Origin of the sequence: Anabaena catenula FACHB-362 (assembly GCF_014698735.1) — a bacterium.
Lineage (GTDB): Bacteria > Cyanobacteriota > Cyanobacteriia > Cyanobacteriales > Nostocaceae > Anabaena > Anabaena variabilis_A.
Genome location: NZ_JACJTQ010000026.1, coordinates 1 through 23475 on the forward strand (window position 1 = coordinate 1; position 23475 = coordinate 23475).

A 23475-nucleotide genomic window follows, 5' to 3' on the forward strand; every position below is an offset into this window, starting at 1 on the left:
GTGAGGATTGCTCTGAATATATTCAAATATACTGCCCATAACGTCTTACCAAAAAATACACTTTTATATTCTTATACCATAATTTAATTCTTTTTCGGAGATGTCTATTATAGAAGATGATCAAGGACGTAAAGAATTTCCTCTGGAAAACTCCGTCTATTCTATCGGTAGAGACCGTAATTGCAGTATTCGGTTGATATCACAGTTTGTCTCTCGTCACCATGCCACATTAGTCCGATTCCCACGCAAGAATCAGAATAATGGCTATTATTACCGGATTATAGATGGTGATTCCAAGGGTAAGCCCAGTGCCAACGGTTTAGTAATTAACGGACGCAAACTACCAACCCATAACCTCAAAAATGAAGACGAAATTGTCTTTGGCCCTCAAGTACGTGCAATTTATTATGTGTTAAAAAATACTCGCCTTTCAGGACAAACGGATGCTTGTGAGTATGATATTACATTAATAAACCCTGGAACAACAGAGGATATAGAGGAATGACAAAGTAAGAACCCAAGTTGCTAGTAGCTGGCGATACTAGCAACTTACGTTGTTATCCTGCAAGACTTTCAATTAGATGCCAATGTCGGCTATGTTCAATTGCCTGCTTGACAAAATCAAACATTTGTCGGCAATGATTATTCAATTGCAGTGGCAGTTCCTCATTTTTCATCACTATACTTAATCGGGTTTCCGTTTCCGTAGCAGTAGATTTATCAATCAGTACTTCAACGGTGACTAACTTAGAAAAAGATACATTACCAGGAATTTCACGAGCCATAATGTAGTCGGCTGTGTAGTATTGAACATCCAAGTCACAGTCTTGTAGCAGTTCTATAAGTAATGCTTGGAGATGCTCAATGGGAACAGAAACAATAAATGAACAGGTATAGCGAGCCATAATAGCCCCACGCCTTACAACACTCCGTCCATCCTATAATACTGAAGCAAATAAAAGACAAGTTGTTATAAATTTATTACCTGAAGCCGAATTTTTTCGCAAGCGATCGCTCTACATCTGAAGAAGAGATGCGGGGAAACGGGGATATGGGGGCAATTCCCCCTTTCCCCCGTGCTTCTTCTGTTCAACAGAACAGGATATTAGCTATTATTCCTAGCTATTATTCCTCTGGGACATCAACCAAAATATTGCCTTCTTCCACACGCAGAGGAAATACAGGTAAGGTTTTAGCTTCGGAAACCATTGAAAGTAACTTACCCACTCCAGGTGGCCAGGGACACCAAGTTTTTACTTCACCGCTACTCAGGTCAAAAGCGCTACGATGGAAAGAGCAGACAATCGCCCCGTCTTTAATTTTCCCGGATTTCATCGGTAATTTTAAGTGAGGGCAGCTATTCTCTACAGCATAAATCTGATTTTCGTGGTTTAACAGCAAGATATTCCGCTTACCCACTTTCACAACTTCTCTCGCACCGGAAGCCAGTGCATTAGCTGACAGAACCTTAATCCAGGCCATACAGTTTTCCTTTGCTTACAAATCTGTTCTCAGTTTCCCGCAATTGTGCGCGGTATGATTAAATTAATAATTAACTACAGATAAACGCGGTTAAGGAAGAGACGAAAACGCAAAGACTCAGTGATACGGATAACCTTTCCACAAGATCAGAACTTATGCTCTAGACAGCTTACTGATGTAGGGGAATTGCAATTATAAACTCTGTACCTTTTCCAGGAGAGGAAATACACTCCAATTTTCCCAGATGTTTCTCAGTGATAATTTGATAACTAATAGATAAACCTAAACCTGTACCTTTACCTACGGGTTTAGTAGTGAAAAAAGGGTCAAAGACTCGCTTGTAGATATTTGCGGGAATGCCAATTCCATTATCAGCTATGCGAATAATTACTTTTTTATCTTCCCCGATTTCAGTATAAATGCGAATCTGTGGTTTGCTTAATGCAAATTCTTGACTGAGAATAGACTCTTCCAAAGCATCAATCGCATTTACCAGAATATTCATAAATACCTGGTTGAGTTGTCCAGCGTAGCACTCGACTAAAGGTAAGTTAGCATACTCTTTGATCAATTCAATTGCAGGACGGTTAGATGTAGCTTTGAAACGATTTTGCAAAATCATCAGAGTACTATCTAGACCCTCATGGATATTTACTGCTTTCATTTCCGCTTCATCCAAGTGAGAAAAGGTTCGCAGAGATAGAACAATTTCTTTAATTCTTTGAGTACCAATTTTCATTGAATTCAGTAATTTAGGCAAGTCGGCAATTAAGAAACTTAAATCAATTGCTTCTATTTCAGCCTGAATTTCGGGGACTGGGTGGGGATAGTAGAGTTGATAAAGTTGTATCAGCTTAAGTAAATTTTCAATGTATTCATGAGCCGGATTAATATTACCATAAATAAAGTTAACTGGGTTGTTAATTTCATGTGCTACACCAGCTACTAACTGCCCTAAACTAGACATTTTTTCACTTTGCACCAATTGAGAAGCTAGTTGTTGTGCCTCTTGCTGTAATTGTGCTAAAACCACTTCTAGTTTTTCTTTGGCGATAGCTAATTCTTGCTCTCGTTCTTGAATAGTTGTAAAAGATGCTTCTAGTTGTTCAGTCATGCAGTTAAATGATTGCGCTAATTGACCGATTTCGTCATGGCTAAGAACTGGTACTTTTTTATGTAGATTGCCTTGTGCTAATTCGTGAACAATTTGAGTGAGTTGCACAACTGGTTTAGAAATTGATTTGGCAACTACAAGAGCAGCACAAATCACGAAACAAACTGTAATTATTCCTAAAAAGATGACAATATTTCTGAGAGTTGTTAAAGCTTCAAAGGCTTCTGAGGTATCCATTTTCACCAACAACCCGCTATTTAAAGAAGGTAAATATCTCCAGGCTGCAATAGTCTTTTGACCGCGATAGTCAATCGTAATACCCGTTCCTTTAATCCCATGTGCAGCTTGATCTAATGGATTTAATTTCTGTTGACTAATCTTGACAGTTCTTTGAAAAGCAGCATTTGGATCATGTCTAGTTGGAGAAGTAAAAATTATTTTTTCCCCTACTAAGGAACCGACAATTGTTTCACCAGTATTACCTAAACCCGTGTAATCGTTTACTACTTTATTAAATTCTTGATTATTCAATTGCAAGACTACTACACCAATAATCAAATCTTTTTTAAACACTGGAGCAGCAATAAAAGCGGCTGGCTCATTGATAGTTTTATAATATCCAAAATTAGAAACTTCTACTTGCATCAAGGTTTTAGCTCGATCAAAGACTTTGGCTAATTCTGAATTCTTTAAATGCACATTATAATAATTTTGACCATATTCTTTGCCCCGTTTTACCGAAAAAATATGATCGCCGGATTGTGATATTAACACAATATCAGAATAATCAAATATTTCTAAATATTTAGCTATAAACGGTCGATATTTTGCATCTAACTGCCAAGATGTTAGTGAGTTAATTCCTGATTGTTTAAAGATTTTTTGATATTTTTCTATAGCATCAACTATATTTGGTATTTGGGCAATAGCTGCGGCATTTTTTTTACGTTCATTGATATAATTATCTAATCTTTTTGCCTTGGTTTCAGCAATATAAATAAGATTATTATTTACTTGTTTTTCTTGGGCTTTTCCTACAATATAATAGGTTAAACAGGTAACAGTTGTCAGCGGGACTAAGGCAATTAATAAAAACCATAATAATAGTTTATTGACAATTGTAATTTTTTTCAATTTTAGCATCTCCTTTCTTCAATTATTTTCAACCAGGATTAGCCCAGTTGTTATTCCAATTCTTATAGAGAGAATTTAGAAACATTTCCCAGTCTGCTTTGGAACGGGAAAGAGGATAGGGTACAGGACGAATTGGTTTATCTGAGTTCCACACAATTTCAAATTGTCCATCTGCTTTTATCTTACCAACTCGGACTGTTTTCCAGGTATGTTGGTTATCTGAATCTATATATACAATACCTTCCGGTGCTTTAAAACTTTGGTCTTTAATATTTTCTTTAATAAGATTGACTTCATCTTTCCCTGCATCTGCAACAGCTTGCGCCCATAAATAAACTCCAAAATAACCAGCTTCAATGGGATCAGATGTAACCCTATGTTTACCATATTTTGTTTGAAAATTCCCAATAAAATCATTATTAACGTTATCATTAATACTCTGAAAGTAGTTCCAAACTGCATAATCACCAACCACATATTCTCTCGGCAAATAACTCAATTCTTGTTCAGCAATACTAAAAGAAATAGTGGGAATTTTATCGGGGGTAATTCCAGCTTTCCTTAAAGCTTTAAAAAATGCCAGATTACTGTCACCATTAATCGTGTTTAAAATTACATCTGGTTCGGTTTTTAAAATATTTTTTATCGCTATTTCCACATTATTACTACCCAAGAGGATGTAGTCTTCTCCTAAAATTTCTCCCCTTAGTGCGGTTACTTGGTCTTTAATAATAGCGTTGGCGGTGCGGGGAAAAATATAATCAGAACCCACTAGAAAAAACCGTTTACCTAAATTATCAAAAGACCACTTGACGGCAGGAATAATTTGTTGATTGGGTGCAGCACCTGTGTAAACTATATTTGGTGACTCCTCTAAACCTTCATACTGGACTGGATAAATCAGTAGATGATTATGTTTTTCAAATATAGGCTTAACGGTTTTTCGACTAGAAGAAGTCCAGCAACCAAAGACTGTGACGACTTTTTCCTGAGTAATTAGGTTTTCAGCTTCTTTTGCAAATGTATGATCATCTGATTTACCATCAACAATAATTGGTTGAATTTTTCTGCCAAGAATTCCATCTTTTTTGTTAATTTCTGCAATCGCTAATAAGGTAGCATCAACAACGGATTTTTCACTAATTGCCATTGTGCCACTGAGGGAATGGAGAATACCAACTTTAATGGGTTGGTGAGAGGCTTTGATCTGGGAATGAGTTAAATAAAATAGTGTAATTCCCAATATAAAAGCTAGTATTATCAGAATATTTTTTTGATGCTTACGTTTTACTAAATGGAATTTATATGTGGTATTTTGCTGAAACATATTTTTGCAAAAGCAGTCAGAGAAGATGAAATGGCTGTAAGGTAGTATTCAACGTTTTTCTTGTGAATGGACTCAGTATAGGTGAAATTTCCAATACTTTATTTAAAGTTATCTTAATTATTTCAGCTAATATGGTTAGGTTATGGCTAACGAGATATGGACTGTAATTCGGCTATTTTGATGGTGATTATTAATATTTTAAAAGTATAAATTACTACTTATGTCCTGCTGATATGAGTGTAATCGTTAGGGGATTAGTTGCGATCGCTCTCAAACAGGGGGATAATTCTAAAGATCAGGAATGTAGGGCTGATTTTGATGGTAATTATTAAAAATTCACATAGGGAAAATTCATAATATATAAAAACAGATGAAACAAGCAAAAATATTACTCGAACCAGGCACATTATGGACAAAAGTCAAACAAACCACAGAACAAGCTTTAAAATGCGGGGCGCTAAAATCTCTCCCGACAGAGTTTGAATTTATTGAAGAAGATGGAATTAAATTTTTAATCAGAATTTTATCGAACCTCAACCTCAAAAAAGCAGCTAAGGAAAAACAAGAAAAACAAACTACCACAACTGGTAAAGAGTTTAATCCTTTCTTACCTTACGAAGAAGATTTATTTGTGGCGGATATTTCTGATACTCACGTTTGCATTTTAAATAAATTCAATGTCGTTGATTATCACTTGTTGATTATCACCCGTGCTTTTGAAGAACAGGAAAGCTTACTAACTTTAGAAGATTTTGCAGCGATGTGGGCAATTCTTGCTGATTTTGATGGTTTAGTGTTTTATAATAGTGGCAAACTTGCTGGTGCTAGTCAGCGACATAAACATTTGCAAATTGTCCCTTTTTCTGGGAAAAATATTCCTATTACACCACTTTTAACAGCAGCTAAATTTCAAGATTCTGTGGCAACTATACCTGGATTTCCTTTTTTACACGCGTTCACAACTCTAGATATTCAAGCAGGTGCTGAGGTAACTTTAGCTAAATATCACGATTTAATGCGGGCGGTGGGTATTGAACCGATTAATAATATACAATCTATTGCATATAATCTTTTGGCTACGCGAGAATGGATGTTAATTGTACCGCGATCGCAGGAGGAATTTGAGTCAATTTCTGTGAATTCTTTGGGGTTTGCTGGTGCTTTGTTGGTGCGGAATGCTGAACAACTGCAACTGCTTAAAGATATAGGGCCAATGAATATTTTGAGGAATGTGGCTGTAGTGGAGTTTTAACGCAGAGGAACGCAGAGTTAAGCGCAGAGGGACAAGGAGGAGGTTATTTTTGAGATGGAGATATAATTTATTTTTGCTCTTTGTAGTTATTAAAAAATGAGGAAATTTATTTATGGAATCTCTTGATTTAAAATGGATTCGCGCACAATTTCCAGCATTAACACAAACTATTAATGGATACCCAGCAATTTTCTTTGATGGCCCTGGTGGAACTCAGATACCTGGTGCGGTGCTGGATGCGATGAATGATTATCTAGTACGTTCTAATGCTAATGCTCACGGTTATTTTGCTACCAGTGTGCGAACGGATGCGGTGATTAATTCTGCACGGGCTGCGATCGCAGATTTTTTAGGATGCGATCATGATGAAGTCGTATTTGGTGCAAATATGACTACTCTCACTTTTGCTGTCAGTCGCGCTATTGGTCGAGAATTGCAACCAGGTGACGAGATTATTGTGACTTGTCTTGATCATGCGGCTAATGTTTCTCCTTGGTATGCTTTAGAAGAAAAGGGTGTCATTATCCGTGTTGTGGATATTAATGTTGAAGACTGCACTCTCGACATGAATGATTTGGAACAGAAAATTAATTCCCGCACAAAATTAGTAGCGGTAAGTTATGCTTCCAATGCGGTGGGGACTATTAATGATATTGCTAAAATTGTTAATCTAGCTCATGCTGTTGGTGCTTTAGTTTTTGTTGATGCTGTCCATTATGCACCTCATGCACCGATTAATGTCCATCATTTAAACTGTGATTTTCTCGCTTGTTCTGCTTATAAATTTTTCTCTCCTCATGTTGGGATTCTCTACGGAAAAAAAGAACATTTAGCGCGGTTTTCTCCTTATAAAGTAAAACCTGCATCTGATGAAGTTCCATCTTGTTGGGAAACAGGAACTTTAAATCATGAAGGTTTGGCGGGATTAGTAGCAACAATTAATTATTTAGCAAAATTAGGTTGTCATGTTTCTCCAACTTTAGATAATGAATTGCTTTCGTCTTTAATGGAAGCTGATAGAGAAGGTTTAACTACATTTCATTGTCCTCGCTTTCTCACTGAACCTGAACAACCTAACCATGAGTTAGCATCAGCTTATCACAGTCGTCGTGCGGCTTTGTTAGCTGCAATGTCAGCCATTCAGCAATATGAAAGAGAATTAAGTAAAAAGCTCATTTCTGGATTGTTAGAAATTCCAGGTTTAAGGGTTTATGGTATTACTGAACCTCGTCAATTTATCTGGAGGACACCAACTGTTTCTATTCGGATTGAGGGAAAAACACCGGCAGATATAGCTAAGATTTTAGGAGAGAAAGGAATCTTTACTTGGCACGGTAATTTCTATGCAATTACTCTCACCGAAAGGTTAGGTGTGGAAACAACTGGTGGTTTACTGCGAATGGGATTAGCACACTATAATAATGTGGAAGAAATTAATCAACTTTTGTCGGTGTTAGTTGAGATTTAAATTCTCAATCAATGCAAAAAAACAATATCAAACTTTGAAAAATTACATGGTGGGTTAATCGCTAACTAACCCACCCTCAAATATCTACAACATCACAAAATTCACGGCAATAGGCTCACCGCTGGACATAATAATTGGGAAATTATGGACATTAGGAGCGTGCATTGCTTGAATCCCAATATTAGCTCGATTGAGCATATCCGCATCGGTTCTAACTACTGCACCTTGGCTATCTAAAATCGAATGATTGAAGTTGAAACCATTCAAATTAAATGCCATACTCACTACCCCTGCTGCGGCAAACCAAATACCAATTGTTGGTAATGCAGCTTGCAAAAAATGAAATGCCCGGTGATTTCGACTTGCAAAAGGGGGAATCAACAAGCGACCTAAATAACCATAATGTCCTGCTAAATAGTCATAGGTTATGTGACGCTGACCTAACTTATATCCAGCATTGGGAGATTCATTTTCGTCAGTTTTCCGTAGTAAGGTAGATGTTACCAAAGAACCATGTAAGGAACTCAATAATGCACCGCCAAATACTCCCGTAACTCCTAACATATGGAAGGGGTGCATCAAAATATTATGGTCTCCTTGGAATGCCAACATAAAGTGAAATGTACCTGCTATACCAAGGGGTAAACCGTCAGCAAAGCTACCTTGACCAATTGGGTAAACTAGTAATACTGATGTGGCTGCTATGACTGGTGCAGAATAAGCAATGGAAATCCAAGGACGCATACCCAAACGGTAACTTAACTCCCATAACTGCCCTAAATAGCACCAAATCCCAATCAAAAAATGCAGGACAATGAGTTGATATGGACCACCGTTATAAAGCCATTCATCTAATGAAGCAGCTTCCCAAATTGGGTAAAAGTGAAGACCAATTGCGGCAGAAGTTGGCACTACTGCGGCTGTAATTATATTGTTACCATCCATTAGAGAACCTCGGATTGGCTCTCTAATCCCTTCCATGTCTACTGCCGGTGCAGCGATAAAAGCAATTACAAAACAAGTGGTGGCAGCTAACAAGGTGGGAATCATTAAAACGCCAAACCAGCCTATATAGAGACGATTTTCTGTGCTAGTCACCCAAGCACAAAAGCGATCCCATAGTTCAAAGAAATCGAATTCTTCTCGACGTGGAGCAATGATAGTCATTGTCTACACCTCATTTTTTGAAGATGATGATTAAAATGGATTCAAAATGTTGTCAAATTCTGGAAAACCGGAAGTTTTTTCTTTTGTTAGTGTTGGTTTTTTGGAGTGGAATTTAACGATAAGTAGTAGGTTTGTTAACAATGTTGAGATACCAATTCTCTATGATAGCTTGCGTGGCGTAGCCCTAGATGCACCTAATTATTTTGGAACATAGCGAATTATCTTGAGAAAATCTCTGCGTACCTTTGCGCTAACCTCTGCGTACCTTTGCGTTGAAAAAAGCTAGAATTTGGCCCAACTTCACAAAGAAATGGTAAGAGATACTTAACTTCAGAATTTATCTGAATCATCTTTATTCTAATAAAAGTCCTAATTAGAATGAATATTTGTCAAATATCTTTGCAATTGTTGAGTAAGTATTCATTGGCTAGTTATTAGCTATCAGCTTTCGTCACCATTTTTAGGACTTACGCAATAGACATAGGAGTGGAAAAGGATGTAGAGACTTTGTATGCAACGCCTCTACAAGGGTTACTCCCTTCCCAGTGTAAGATTACTTATCTTCTTCCTTCTTCCTTCTTCCTTCTTCCTTCGCGTCCTTCGCGTCTTCGCGGTTCATTTAATCCGTATCCTTCTAGTGGGAAGGGAGTATGAAAAACGCATATTTAAACTCGGTCGATGTATAATACACACAATTTACTATCAGTTGAGAATTTAACTTTGTTCTTGACGACGATGGTTTGCAGCTTGTAATAACAGAGATTCGGCAAATGCAATCGCTTGATTGGCAGATTTACCACCTGCTAACTGTGCTAATTCTTCCCGACGAGTACTTAAATTATCCAAACTGGTAACTCTGACAACTGTACGCTGTTCAGTATTACCATTTTTATTAATAACTTGTTTATCAACTCGAAAATGTCGATCTGCCATTGCTGCAATTAAAGGTTGATGAGTAACACATAATACTTGTTGATTTTGACTAAGTTGGTGTAATTTCTCAGCAATAGCTTGAGCAACTCTTCCTGACACCCCTACATCAATTTCATCAAATACCATTGTATCAGCCCCATCATGTTGATTAAAACAAGCTTTTAAAGCTAGTAAAAATCTGCTCATTTCCCCACCAGAAGCAATTTCTGTTAATGGTTGTATAGGTTCACCAGGGTTAGGACTAAACATAAAAGTAATTTTATCTGCACCTATAGTGGTAGGAGGAATTGGTGTAACTTCAACTTGAAATTTCACCTTTTCCATTGCTAATGGCTTGAGTTCAGCTAACAAATGAGATTCTAAATTAGCCGCAGTTTGACGACGCAGTTGGGTTAATGTCTGACTAACTTTGTTGAGGTGATGTAAACAAGTTTGTTCTTGTTGTTCTAAAGTTTCTATTGATAATTCACTGTTATTAAGTTCAGCTAATTCTTTTTGGATACGTTCATAATAAGCGATCGCTTCCGTGAGCGTTGGGCCATATTTGCGACAAATTTGTTTTAATTCCCGAATCCGTTCCTCAACCTCTTCTAACCGTTGTGGATCTGCTTCTAATCCTTCCCCATAAGCACTAATTTGTCTTCCCACTTCCATCACTGCTGCTACTGCATCTCGCACCAATTCCAGCAAAGATTGTAATTGAGAATCGAACTCTACCATGTGATTTAATGTCGTTTCACTGTCTCCTAACAAATCCGCAGCGGTGGGAGTTTCATCTTCATTTTGATACAAAGCCTGATAAACTTTGTAACTCATTTGTTGCAAATCAACAACGTGATTGAGGCGTTCTCTTTCCTGCGTCAATTGTTCCATTTCTTGAGCATCACTAAGATTTGCTGCACCCAATTCTTGCACTTGATAGGTGAGTAAATCCAGTTGTTGTAAACGTTCTCGTTCGGAAGTACGGCGTTTTTCTAAAGTTTGGTGTGCTTGTTGATAAGCAATAAAAGCAACAGCAACTTTTTGGCGTTGTTGCATCAAAGAGTCGCCACCATATAAATCTAACCAATCTCGGACTTGGGTAGATTGTCCCACTTGTACAGTTTGTCCTTGGGCGGTAATTTCCACCAAGCGATCGCGCAAACCAGCCATAATCTGCCGATTTACTAACACCCCATTTACACGCGATCTACTGCGGATATTACTTATGGTCGTGCTGATTTCTCGACTAATTATTACAGAGTTATCATCAATTAAATCAATTTCCTGTTCACTCAACCAAGCCGCTAGGAAAGGATTTAAACTGAAAGTACCTTCTACCAAAGCGCGACTCGTGCCGGTGCGAATTACACGACTAGAAACTTTACCACCTAAAACTGCATCAATCGCATCCAAAATAATCGACTTTCCCGCGCCAGTTTCCCCTGTTAACACGTTCAACCCAGCGCCAAAATCCAATTCTAGTTGGTCAATGAGGGCAAAATTCTCAATTCTGAGGCATAGCAACATCAGGCCAAAATCTCCGTGAGGGCAAATGCCGGATACTTATCAATTTTATCTCTATCTAATTGGTAATGTATACACGGGTATTTTTTGGAGAAGGGGGTTAAGTAACGGATTTTACGAAACTTTGTCTGATAGCGTAGCGTGGCGCAAGCCATATCAGGATTGACAGGATTTTAGGATGAACAGGATTAAATCAACATTCCATCCGTTCATCTGCGGTCAAAATCTGTGTGTGCTGCTTACAAGTCTTGATGCGAGAAAAGATACCTCAATCAATATTCCACATAGCTATAATCCCACTCACGGGGATGCCAACTGCAACAAATTTTCGATTAGAAGGTAAATGTTGTCCGCACAGTACCTACATAAATAGTGTCATTACTATTATCATGTTCCGGGCTTATAATTACAAATAATCCTGGAGTTATTGCTAGATTATCCGTGATAGAAAAATGGTAAAAAGCTTCTAGATGTAAAGACGTATCTTTATCCTCAAAGGCTTTACCAAAACTATTATGAGTTACTTTCGGGGGTTGACCGAATACAAAACCAGCAAAGCTACCTTCTTTACCAATATCTTTGAGAGTTAGCAAAACTGCCCATGTGGAAATAGTCGCATTTGCATCTGTTGGTAAATCTTCTGTTTCAGCATTAATAAAACCAACTCTACCACCAAGAGAAATAGTTGGGTTAATTTGCCAAGCTGCTTCTGCACCGAAAGAATTAGCAGTAATAGAATTTGCTTGATCATTAAATGGATCGCTGGTTAATTCACTGCCGGTTCCCGTATTCAGATTATTGTGAGAGTAGACATAGGTAAAACTAAGTGCAGTTGTTTTAGTAGCTTCGAGAGTGAGTTGAGAAATAACACCATTAGGACTAGCAAAAATTCCCTTGTTTGAATCAGCTGCATTACTAGCAATATATCCCAACGAAAAATTAACAGCATTATTCAAATTATGAGAAATACCAACACCCACTCCACCACCTTGTCGTCGAATAGGATTTTCTCGACCAAATGTAGAAATCGATCCATCCCCACTACCGCTAAACAGAGGATTAATACTAGGAACTAAATCACCTAAACCTCCTCCCAACCCATACAAAGTCATCCGGGTTTGTTTACCTAACCCAAACCTATATTCTATTTCATCTAATTCGACCTCATTTTCATCATCACCATCAAATCCTAAATTGGCCATTTTAGTGCCAGTGACATCTTCCAATTCGGGTGTATTGCTGCCTTGTAAACGCACTTGCAATTTATCTTTACCTGTGAAACTGCTTTCTAAAGTGAGACGGACGCGATTACTCAATACTAAATTATCATTGATTGGCTTATTAGTAGTCCCAGCTTTTTGTTTACCAGCAACCCCAGTCACGGCAAAAATCACCTCTCCCTCTAATTCTACATGGGGTGAAAACTGCTGTGATTCTAATTTATTAACATTGGTTTCTAATAAACTGACTCGTGTTTCAAAAATATTTAATTCTGGTGAAAATTCCCTTTGTAATCGCTGGATAGTAATGAATGTTTCTTGGTCAATTGCAGCAGAATCATTATTAATAATTAGCTGACTTATACTAGCTATACAAGTATTGAGTTTAACCGCAAATTGGTATCGAGTTAATTGTTTATTAGTCAGGTCATTATTTTTAGACAAACCATTTACACAATTAAACTTTTGAGCTAATGATTGTAGGGTTTTAAATTTCCAACTATCGGCACTAATATTTGATAATTGGGAGACAGAGTTAATTTGATTGAAGTTATTAATATCTGGAGATATAGAATTAGCTTGAGTTCTAATGCTCAGAGTGCAAGAAACAACTAAACTAATTAAACCAGCTTTTAGTAAACAGCCAAAATTCTTCACAGCAATCTCCTGAAATAAGAAATCTCTCTTCTCTGCGCCCTCTGCGTCTCTGCGTGAGAAAAAATAAATTTAAATAAATTCATGAAATATCAAGTAATATATAATTACGAATTACAAATTATATTTAAACGCTGTTCACATAAATTTAATAATGCTTCCGTAAAAAAAGAACGGTCTAAAAATAGAGTGCTAATATAAATATGCCTGACTAAAGTTAAAGTCGTATAAGATGCAATTGCGCCTCGCAACTCATCACTTGTAATCTCAAGAAATCGTTCAATCAAAGATGTTTCTAACTCGTGCAACTCCACGAAATTACCAAATACACGCAGACTGTATTCTTGAATATGAGCAATAAAATTACCAATATCCAGGGCTAGATTACCTTGGCAATATAAATCTAAATCAATTAGATACAAACGCTCATTATTAATAATTAATTGATCTGGATAAAAATCTCGATGAATACCACAGACTTCTATCTCTGGAGTGTTATTTCCTAAATGATTACATTCTGCCAAAATTCTTTCTAGACGTTCTTGCCATTGTGGATATTTTTCGATAACCAAGGAAATGCGTTCATGCAAGATTCTTAACTCATCATTCATAGTATGAGAACGACGCGGAGAAATATTAGTTGTGTGAAGTTTATGGGCAGCTTCAGCAATTTTTTTTCCTAATAAAACATTGTTATTTGGTGTTAATAATTGAGTAAATGTCACACCTTCAACTTTACGCTGTAACCACATTTGCCATTCAGGAATTACACCCACAGGTTCAGGGACAGAAATTCCATCAACACTATCCTCACCAAATCCTGATTCCCACAAAGATTTCTGTAACTCATAACTATGAAAATCAGTCCCCTTAGCGCGAACCTTACCAATCAGCGTTATTATTTGTCCATAATCATTAATCAATTGATATTCAATTAAACAACGTCTTCCTGGTTTGTGACGAATAACTTCAATTTTTTCCAGATGAGTATTTTGAGCAATTGATAAATATTTACTAAAACATTCTTCCACCTGTAAAGGGTCAATTACCTCTGATAAAAACGGCATTTTAGTATCATTTACACTATTCAAGTTAATTAAATTTGGTAACACTTTGCGTACCTCTATGTTTACAAATTCTTTACCCGCTGCATCCTCAACACCCAATATGTTTACCTTAATCCCAAAACTCTTTTTTTAAAACGAACCGCAGAGGCACAGAGAAGCCAGTGCGTTGGGCGGGTTTCCCGACTTGTTAGCGTTCGCGCAGCGTGCCGTAGGCATAGCTCCTCTGAAAGAGGCAGCAACTGGCGCGACGCAGAGAGAAGAAAAAAATAAGTTCTTAACTGAACTGTATTGTTTCAAAGTTATCATTTTTAATTGCACTTTGTATTTGATACAATGCTGCATAATGCCCATTTTTTTGCATCAATTCCAAATGAGTACCTTTCTCTAAAACCCGCCCATTTTCCATGTAAATAATCATATCGGCGCGAGTAGCAAAGTTAAGATCATGAGTAATTAAGAAGGTTGTACGGTTTTGAGAAAGCCGTTGTAGAGCATTAATTACAGCCTTTTCATTACCCTTATCTAAACCAGTTGTAGGTTCATCTAAAATGAGAATTGGAGTTTGACGAATAGCAGCCCGTGCGATCGCAATTCGTTGGCGTTGTCCCCCCGAAAGTGTTGCCCCTCTTTCCCCCACAAAAGTGTCATATCCTTGCGGTAAAGCTTGGATAAAATCATGAGCATTAGCCAGACGAGCCGCATCTTCAATCTCAACATCAGACACCCCTGCAACACCATAAGCGATATTTTCCCGAATAGTCGCCGCAAACAAGATACTTTCTTGTAAAACCACACTAATTTGCGGGCGTAATGATGCCAATGTATACTCTCGGATATCCTTACCATCAATCATAATTTGACCCAGCGAGGGGTCATAAAGCCGCAACAATAAGCTAGCTAATGTTGACTTTCCACTCCCAGAAGTACCGACAATTGCTATTTGTTGTCCTGGTTGAATATTTAAGTTGATATCTTCTAGCAGAACTTGTCCTGGTTCATAGCCAAAATTAACCTGATCAAAACACACCTCACCTCGAAAAATCGGCGCAGGAATTGCATCTGGTAAATCGCGGACATCAGGCTGCTGTTTTAATACGTCTAAAATTCGCTCCCCAGAAGCGGCAGCTTTAGCCAGTCTACCGGTATATTTAGCGAAGTTCTGCACCGGTTTAAAGGCATTCTTGAGATAGGTGATAAATACCAGTACATCTCCTGGTGTCAAGGCATCTCGCAACGCCAACCAAGAACCATACCAGAGGACAATAGCTGTTCCTAAAGCAATGACAGCATCCACAGTCCGTTCTAGGTGAGCAGCCAGACGTTGGGTTTTGACACTCTCATTGAGGCTACGCTGATTTTGTTGAGAAAAAACCTGTGCAAAAGCATCTTGCAACCACAAAGCTTTAACTAACTTAATGGCTGCAATTGATTCAGCCGCAGTAGCAGCTACAGCCCCTTCTTGTTTTCGTTGCTTTAATGAAGAATCTTTAATTTGTTGGCTGAGTCGATTGGTAACTAACACAAATAACGGTAACGTCAGGAGTGATAATAGGGTAAGGCTGGGATTCATCCAAAACATCACCCCAATCATGCCAAATAGACTGAGAATACTTACTACTAGGGGCAATGCAGCCGTAATCATAACTTCTTGCAGACGGCTGGCATCACCACTCACACGAATAATTAAATCACCGCTACGGGCTTGGGTGTGATAAGCCAAAGACAAATTTTGCAGATGACGATATAAATGATTACGCACTTCGGTCATGACTCGACTGCCGACTGTGGCTAATCCCACCGTACTCCAATAAGCAGCAAAAGCGCGTAATCCTGTAAATACAAGGATTGCAACGGCGGAAAGTGTCAGTAAAGTAAGCGGTTCGAGATTTGCGATTACTGGAATATTGCTTGGTTGATTATTGCGGATGAGAACATAATCAAATACAAACTTGAGCGGCCAAGGTTCTAGTACCCGGAGTCCCACATCTGCAATTAGAGCGATCGCAGAAATTACAATTAATCTATACTGTGGGCGAATATAAGGCCAGAAATAAACCAGAATTCCCCAAAGACCAGGAACAGCTTTTTTGAGGGATTTTGCCATTTTATCGTCTTACACCCCCATAGAGTCCGGCTATGTGCAGAATTTGTGTGACTATGGCATCCCAGGTATGATGTTTCATCACCTTTTGGCGTGCAGCTTGTCCTAGACTTTGACGGAGAGTTGGCGATCGCCATAATTTTTCTAATGCTTCTGCTAGTGCTATCGCATCACCAGGAGGACAAAGAATACCATTCACTCCAGGCTCAATTAAATCGACTAATTGCCCAATTTTACTAACAACTACAGGTAAACCAGCAGCCATATATTCATAAACTTTCAACGGTGAAAAGTAAAAATCTGATTGTGCTGGATAGGGTGCAACAGCCACATCCATTTTTGCTAAAAATTGCGGAACTTGATCAGGACTTACCGCACCAGTAAATTGAGTTAAAGTATTTAATCCCAGTGCTGATAATTCAGCTTCAATATTTTCTCTTTCTGGTCCATCACCAACAATTAAAAGTCGAGATTCAGGTACTTTTTGATGTAGTTGAGCAAAAGCCTCTGTGAGAATTGGTAAACCATGCCACGGTTTCAATGTTCCCACAAATCCCACCATAAAAGTTTCCGATTCAGTGGAAGTATTAATATTAGAAAACCGTTCAGGATTTACACCATTAGGGATGACATGAACTTTACTACTATCCACATAATTCATTAAATAGGTTTTCACCTCCTCAGAAACAGCAATCAAGGCTGTAGCAGCTTGAAAAACCTGATGCGCCACCTGTTCAGCACTATGAATATCTATCAAACCGCGATGCTTTGCCTGTTCTGTAATCAAAGGAGAATTCACCTCTAATAAACCAGGAATTCCCCTTTCTTGGGCAAATTTCATGGCACTATAACTCCAAAGAGAATAGCGCTCATAAATGAAGTCGAAAGTTCCAAACCTCTGCAAATCTAAACGTAAATCAGAATTAATTTCTAAAGCGACTTGTTCCCTAATTGCCCTTTTCACTTTGGGGATAGCTGGCAATTGATGAACAACAATATTAGCTAAATCTGCTGGTGCTATTCCCCCAATTCTAGTAGCAAACAAATCAACATCACAACCTTGCTTTTGTAATGCTCGTATCACCTCTTGAACATGAATAGAACAACCCTTTTGTCCAAAAACAGGAATTCCCGGATCAGCACAAATGTATGCAATTCTCACTCTTTATAACTCCTGAATTTAATAAACTTCTCAGATTTATACCAATTCAATTTAAGACAGTAGAAAATGAACAAATAAATTTAATTATCTGTATTTATCTGCGTCCATTTGCGTCCATCTGCGTTTAATTATTCTTGATACCTGATTCTCTACAACCTTTAAAACTGCTGTCATATCTACATAAAAAACAATTCCCGTAAAACTTTAGTATTTCCATGAATATCAAACTCAGATTCAATTAATTGCCTAGCCTGAATTGACAACTTAACCCGCAAAGCCGAATCAGTAAGCAGTTCTTGAATTGAAATCGCTAATTTGTCAGGATGATTTTGTGGCACAATCAACCCAGTCTCACCATGTCGTACCACTTCGGGAATACCAGTCACATCCGTACTCACACAGGGAGTTCCCAATGCGATCGCTTCCAGTAAAACTGTAGGTAATCCATCCCGGTTGCCATCTTTGCCAATCACATAAGGCGCTGCAAACACAGCCGCTTGTTGTACCAGTTGAAACACATCATTTTGAGGACGTGGACCAATAATTTCTACAAAAGATTGCAATTCTAAATCTTGGATTTGTTGTTTTAATACAAGTTCTAATGATCCTGTACCAACAATTTGACATTGAAACTCACAATTTCTCTGCTTGAGAATGGTACAAGCATCTATCAAAATAGATAGCCCTTTTTTCTCGACTAACCGACCGACTGAGATAATTAAAGGAGGACGGTTAGCGGGAGAAGAATATTGTAATTGTCGCAAATCCAAACCATTGTAAATGCGTTTAATTTGCTGTGCTGCTGTAGGATATGTTTTTTGTAAATAATTGAGGTTGTAGTCGCTGACAGTGACGATAGTAGCCGCATCCTGGAGTTTCCTGTCCATATCTGCAAATTCAACACTCTCATGAAAAATATCTTTAGCATGAGCCGTGAATGTGTAGGGAATGCCCGTGAAATGAGATGCTAATCTAGCTACACTGGTCGCTACACTACCAAAGTGAGCGTGTAAATGAGTGATGCCTTTAAGTTTTACCTCCCGTGCTAACCATGCAGCTTGGTAGACTGTACTGGCTTGTTCACCTTCAGCAACTGCCAACTTTGACCAAAAATCGGGAATGACTTTACTAGCCTCTTGTAATTCTGCCCAAAAATAGCAGGCTGCTGTGGGAGCAAGACTATTGAGAGATTGACTCACACGACCTTGAATTGGCTGTTTAATGTAAGTTACGGAAGCTCGTACCTGGGAAATAATATTTTGAAAGTGAGTATCACTCGGCGGTCTTAAAGCGAAAATTTCAATGTTTAAGCCAGCGGCTTCATGTGCCAAAATTTCATTGACTATGAAGGTTTCAGAATAACGGGGATAGCGTTTGAGAACGTAACCAACAATGGGCATAATTCGTAATTCGTAGTTCGTAATTCGTAATTGGGAAAATAATGTATTTATTCCTCTGATTTGTGACTTCTGCCTTGTTTAATAAGCTTGTTTTGATGGGTTTTGAACAGGTATGAGTATTTCGTCTATAAATTGAGAAATGTGGTTGAGTCCGTTGAGGTTGACACAGTTGCGAATCTGTGGTTTTTCGCTTTCTTGTATTAACCAATCTGTCAATGCTTGAGATGTGAGGTTGTGGGGGTGCAGCATATCCACTAAACCAAGTGACTGTAAGCGTTCTGCACGAACCAATTGCTCTCGACGGGGTTTAATTCGGGGTACAATGAGCGATCGCTTTTGAAATGACAACAGTTCACAAGTTGTATTGTATCCACCCATGGCAATGACGCGTTCGGCCTGATTTATCAACAGTGTCGGCTCAGATAAATATTTTAATACCCGCAGATTAGTACGTTTAGCTGCCAACTTTTGAAGCCGTTGCTGCACCTCTGGCGGCATAAACAGGCCTGTCAAAATGATGCCATTCATGTCTGGTGGTAGTTCCGCACCGGCAAATGTTTCTGCTAACCGCGCTCCATCTTGTCCACCACCCACCAAGCATAATGCTAATCGTCCTGATGGCAAATTGAGCGATTTAAATGCCTGAACACTATCGAGATCCATGAACTTGAGGCGGCTACGTTGGTCAAGATAGCCAGTGTACCGGAATTTGGCAACAGTCGTAGGGTGGAAACTATATTCCCGTGCTAAATCATAAATGGCTGGATCTCCATACACCCAAACGGCATCATAATAGGTTTGAATGGCCTCTTCATTAGCTAGGCGTTTCCAGTCTCGCTGTACGGACGCAGGTTCATCTAACACATCCCGTAAACCTAAAATGCAGCGTGTTTCTCCTTGGGTACGCAAGTAATTTAGCGTTGGTTCTAGTTCTCTGACTGCTCCTCTGGGTACATTATCAACAATGAATATATCGGGTTTAAAAGTTTTGATTGTGGTGAGAATAACTTGCGATCGCAGTGTAATTATTTCCTGCAATGACAAATCTAATCGTCGTGCCTGATATTGACCATCAATGTTTTTGTACAGTGCAGGTAGGCTCAAACAATCAACCCCTGGAGGTATTGGGACATTGCTGCCATCCTGTATGCCACTAATCATCAAAATATCGGTTTCTAGGGGTGAATATCCTAATGTTTGAGCAATTAACAAATTGCGGCGTTTGTGTCCCAGTCCCATTGTGTCATGGGAATATAAAGCAATGCGCCACTTACGAGGATTGCTAGATGAACTACTAACTTCCGCAGATTCTTCTCTAGCCACCGTTATTCCTATTTCTCTGGAGTGAGCTAATAAGTTTTTCATGGGCAATCCTGACAAAGTTTTCATGAGGGTAATTAACCACAACAATGATTAATGGCAATTGATAAATTTGCTCCTAGATTCAGAGGTATTAGACAACAGACAGGACTAAGAACTAATTCTTACTACTGATAGCGGAGGTTGGTGCGAGCCATACTCCCTTTATTACATTTAATTGATTTATTACCTATTTAACTCTCTCCAGATATTGAATTTAATAGGGTTAAATAGTAGTATCATTTTTGTAATCATTGGGTAGATGGATTTTCCAAACCTTGTTTTTCAAATAGAATATTAAGATTTGGTTTTGTTTTCTTTAAGAAATATTAAAGATTATTGCTAACATATCAATTAATCATGAAAAGCACATGAAAAATAGATGAAAATTTTCTCATATTCAAATAGTTATCATTTGCAAAAATAATTTGCAGGGAACAAACATAATTTTAAATAACCCAATTTGCATGAGTTTAACCGTGATAGTAAGTGGGCGTTAAAAAATATAATATAAACCTAACCCCCCAACCCCCTTCCCTACCAGGGAAGGGGGAGTCAAAGCCTCTCCAGTATTAAGAATTATTCCTTTTCCCTCTCCTTGTAGGAGAGGGTTAGGGAGAGGTTGACCAGAGAGGTTTTATATTTAATTGTGCCAAGCTACTTAATAACTCAAATCAAAATAGAGAACAAGAAAAATTGAAATCAAGAATATTTAAAATGAGGATGATAATAAACCGGTTTCGTGAGCGCATATCTATCTTATCTATTTTTAAAATGTCTCAGTTGCTTTTAGTTGGGCAGCAAGTATTTGGAGAAGCCCGCACCCGAATTTTGCTGTGGTACTTACTGATTTTAGGAATAACGTTTCTCATTGCCATTCCTGCATTTCGCTACCATCTCTATCACCGCATTGATCAGCGTGTTCGTCAAAATATGGCAGCAGACATCAAGGCTTTTAAGGCATTGATTAACGGACAAACCTTGATTCCAAAGGATGAACTCACTGAAGAGATGGTAATCAGACCAAAGCAATTAAACTCGTTAATCTTTGAACAAGAAGAACTCACTACTCCCATATCAGTACAAGACTTAAGTAAGCTTTTCAAAGCTTATTTGCTGTATCGGCTACCCAAAGATGAATCCTATTTCATCACTTTTATAGATGGTGAATTCTATAAATCCAGTCCTAGCGCCCGTCCTAAGCTCCTAGCCAGAAATTCACTATTAATGAGACAGTGGGCAAAACAGACCCATGCAGAACAGGGAGAAAAGGAATTTTTCACCTCTGATGTTAATAATATTATGTACATTGTGGAACCGATTACCATCAATGGAGAAACACGAGGGGTGTTTGTGGTTGCTCACAATGCTGCTGGGGATAGGACACAAGCTTTAGAAGCAGTGACGGCAATTATTGAAGTTTCCAGCTTGGTTTTTGTGGTGTCGTTAATTCTGGCTTGGTTAGCTACAGGGCGGATACTGACTCCTCTAAGAACAATTATCACTACGGCTCATGCCATTAGTGAGTCAGATTTAACTCAGCGTTTGCCAGTGCGAGATAAGGGAGAATTGGGAAAACTGGCAACAACATTCAACGAAATGATGGACAGACTCGAAGCGGCTTTTGCCAGTCAGCGTGAATTTGTGAATGATGCTGGACATGAACTGCGAACTCCTATCACTATCATTCGTGGACATTTAGAACTGATGGGAGATGACCCCCAAGAACAACAGGAAACCCTGGCAATGGTGATGGGAGAACTGGACAGGATGAGCCGTTTAGTTGATGATCTGATTTTGCTGGCTAAAGCAGAACGCGCAGACTTTTTACAGGTAGCAACGGTGAATGTGGCAGAGTTAACCCAAGAGTTATTGATCAAAGCCCAAGCACTGGCAGAAAGGGATTGGCAACTGGACGCTGTGGCTAAAGGTCAGATTGTTGTAGATCGCCAAAGAATTACCGAAGCTATAATTAATCTGGCGCAAAATGCTACTCAGCATACTAATCACAGTGATACTATTTCCATAGGTTCAGCGATCGCTAAAGGAAAGGTACGCTTCTGGGTACGTGATACAGGTGAAGGTATTCCACTAGTTGATCAAAAAAGGATTTTTGAACGATTTGCCCGCACTTCCCATAGTCGTCGTCGTTCAGAAGGTGCGGGTTTAGGACTTTCTATTGTGCGAGCGATCGCACAAGCTCATGATGGGCAAGTATTACTTCGCAGTCAGTTAGGCAAAGGTTCGATGTTTACCATCATTTTACCCCTAGATCCCCCACAAAAAGGGGTGTAGGAAGCAGGGGAGCAGGGAGTAGGGGGATAATAACAACTGACAACTGATTACTCAACACTCGGTACTCAATACTCGGTACTCGGTACTCTCCTAACCAGCAACTTACCTTACTTGTATCTATGCCCAACATTCTCATTGTTGAAGATGAACCTCGGATTGCGTCATTTATTCAAAAAGGATTGCGATCGCAAGGATTCACAACCACAATTTTGACCGATGGGTTGTGTGTGCTGGATGTGATCCAAAGTAGCACGTTTGATTTGTTAATTTTGGATCTGCGTTTGCCGGGAAAAGATGGATTTCAAGTTCTCGAAGAACTACGAGGACAGGGAGAAGACATCCCTGTAATTATCCTTTCTGCTCGCAGTGACATTCATGATAAAGTTGCGGGACTAGAAGGAGGTGCAGATGATTATGTCACCAAACCCTTCCGATTTGAAGAATTACTGGCACGGGTAAGATTGCGGTTGCGGAGTGTTAGACCCGTTAGAGATGCTCAGGAGTTTACCCTTCAAGCTGGTAATCTAGTCCTAGATTTGCGGACTCGACAAGTGAAATTAGGCGATCGCATTATAGAACTACCCGCCCGTGAATTTGCCATGGCTGAAATGTTTTGTCGGCATCCAGGACAAGTCATCAGTCGAGAACAACTCCTAGATTCTGTTTGGGGTTACGACTATAACCCAGGTTCTAATATTGTCGATGTCTATGTCGGTTATCTCCGCAAAAAACTTGGCGGCAACCTAATTGAGACCGTGAGAGGCATGGGTTATCGGTTACGAACTTAGTACCGAGTACCGAGTACCGAGTACCGAGTACCGAGTACCGAGTACC

Annotated in this window: 18 protein-coding genes; 6 read left to right on the forward strand and 12 right to left on the reverse strand. The window is 38.8% G+C overall.

Annotated elements, in window-relative coordinates; genetic code table 11:
- Positions 1-100 precede the first annotated feature (100 nt).
- Entirely contained in the window at positions 101-505 is a 405-nt protein-coding gene (locus H6G68_RS16650; RefSeq protein WP_190907634.1) for an FHA domain-containing protein, read from the forward strand.
- Between the two features lie 52 nt (positions 506-557).
- On the opposite strand, the gene H6G68_RS16655 is transcribed toward H6G68_RS16650, so the two are convergent.
- The 4 genes from H6G68_RS16655 to urtA all read right to left on the reverse strand — a co-directional run bounded on the left by H6G68_RS16655 (position 558) and on the right by urtA (position 5057).
- A complete protein-coding gene (locus H6G68_RS16655; protein ID WP_190907635.1) occupies positions 558-905 on the reverse strand; it encodes a hypothetical protein in 348 nt (115 codons plus the stop codon).
- Positions 906-1125: 220 nt separating this feature from the next.
- A complete protein-coding gene (locus tag H6G68_RS16660) occupies positions 1126-1482 on the reverse strand; it encodes a Rieske (2Fe-2S) protein (protein WP_190907636.1) in 357 nt (118 codons plus the stop codon).
- 169 nt (positions 1483-1651) lie between these two features.
- A complete protein-coding gene (locus tag H6G68_RS16665) occupies positions 1652-3739 on the reverse strand; it encodes a HAMP domain-containing sensor histidine kinase (RefSeq protein WP_190907637.1) in 2088 nt (695 codons plus the stop codon).
- Between the two features lie 19 nt (positions 3740-3758).
- A complete protein-coding gene (gene urtA, locus H6G68_RS16670; protein ID WP_190907638.1) occupies positions 3759-5057 on the reverse strand; it encodes an urea ABC transporter substrate-binding protein in 1299 nt (432 codons plus the stop codon).
- Between the two features lie 370 nt (positions 5058-5427).
- Here urtA and H6G68_RS16675 point away from each other — a divergent pair, with 370 nt between their 5' ends.
- Both H6G68_RS16675 and H6G68_RS16680 read left to right on the forward strand, forming a co-directional pair.
- Positions 5428-6309: an ATP adenylyltransferase family protein gene (locus H6G68_RS16675; RefSeq protein ID WP_190907639.1), complete on the forward strand. Its 882-nt coding sequence runs from the start codon at positions 5428-5430 to the stop codon at positions 6307-6309.
- Positions 6310-6421: 112 nt separating this feature from the next.
- Positions 6422-7777: an aminotransferase class V-fold PLP-dependent enzyme gene (locus H6G68_RS16680; protein WP_190907640.1), complete on the forward strand. Its 1356-nt coding sequence runs from the start codon at positions 6422-6424 to the stop codon at positions 7775-7777.
- Between the two features lie 84 nt (positions 7778-7861).
- On the opposite strand, the gene H6G68_RS16685 is transcribed toward H6G68_RS16680, so the two are convergent.
- Positions 7862-8944: a photosynthetic reaction center family protein gene (locus H6G68_RS16685; protein WP_190907641.1), complete on the reverse strand. Its 1083-nt coding sequence runs from the start codon at positions 8942-8944 to the stop codon at positions 7862-7864.
- Between the two features lie 46 nt (positions 8945-8990).
- Here H6G68_RS16685 and H6G68_RS16690 point away from each other — a divergent pair, with 46 nt between their 5' ends.
- Positions 8991-9158, forward strand: a complete 168-nt coding sequence (locus tag H6G68_RS16690) for a hypothetical protein (protein ID WP_190907642.1) — start codon at positions 8991-8993, stop codon at positions 9156-9158.
- A 500-nt stretch (positions 9159-9658) separates the two neighbouring features.
- Here H6G68_RS16690 and recN read toward each other — a convergent pair whose 3' ends face one another.
- The 7 genes from recN to H6G68_RS16725 form a co-directional block, all read right to left on the reverse strand.
- Positions 9659-11386, reverse strand: coding sequence for a DNA repair protein RecN (gene recN / locus H6G68_RS16695; protein ID WP_190907643.1), 1728 nt, complete (start codon positions 11384-11386; stop codon positions 9659-9661).
- A 329-nt stretch (positions 11387-11715) separates the two neighbouring features.
- Positions 11716-13260: an iron uptake porin gene (locus H6G68_RS16700; protein ID WP_190907644.1), complete on the reverse strand. Its 1545-nt coding sequence runs from the start codon at positions 13258-13260 to the stop codon at positions 11716-11718.
- Between the two features lie 104 nt (positions 13261-13364).
- Positions 13365-14369 (reverse strand): phosphotransferase family protein, encoded by a 1005-nt coding sequence (locus tag H6G68_RS16705; protein ID WP_339327870.1) that lies wholly within the window; start codon positions 14367-14369, stop codon positions 13365-13367.
- 229 nt (positions 14370-14598) lie between these two features.
- Complete coding sequence (locus H6G68_RS16710) at positions 14599-16428, reverse strand: ABC transporter ATP-binding protein (protein ID WP_190907645.1); 1830 nt, start codon at positions 16426-16428, stop codon at positions 14599-14601.
- A gap of 1 nt (position 16429) precedes the next feature.
- The gene (locus tag H6G68_RS27810; RefSeq protein ID WP_190907646.1) at positions 16430-17587 is read right to left on the reverse strand and encodes a glycosyltransferase; all 1158 of its coding nucleotides are present in this window, start codon (positions 17585-17587) and stop codon (positions 16430-16432) included.
- A gap of 176 nt (positions 17588-17763) precedes the next feature.
- The gene (locus H6G68_RS16720) at positions 17764-18987 is read right to left on the reverse strand and encodes a glycosyltransferase family 4 protein (RefSeq protein ID WP_190907647.1); all 1224 of its coding nucleotides are present in this window, start codon (positions 18985-18987) and stop codon (positions 17764-17766) included.
- 78 nt (positions 18988-19065) lie between these two features.
- On the reverse strand, positions 19066-20352 hold the full coding sequence (locus H6G68_RS16725; protein ID WP_190907648.1) for a glycosyltransferase family protein: 1287 nt from the start codon (positions 20350-20352) through the stop codon (positions 19066-19068).
- Between the two features lie 768 nt (positions 20353-21120).
- Between H6G68_RS16725 and H6G68_RS16730 the strand changes: the two genes are divergently transcribed.
- Both H6G68_RS16730 and H6G68_RS16735 read left to right on the forward strand, forming a co-directional pair.
- Positions 21121-22641: a sensor histidine kinase gene (locus tag H6G68_RS16730; RefSeq protein ID WP_242045296.1), complete on the forward strand. Its 1521-nt coding sequence runs from the start codon at positions 21121-21123 to the stop codon at positions 22639-22641.
- A 119-nt stretch (positions 22642-22760) separates the two neighbouring features.
- On the forward strand, positions 22761-23429 hold the full coding sequence (locus tag H6G68_RS16735; protein ID WP_190907650.1) for a response regulator transcription factor: 669 nt from the start codon (positions 22761-22763) through the stop codon (positions 23427-23429).
- The last annotated feature ends 46 nt before the right edge of the window (positions 23430-23475 follow it).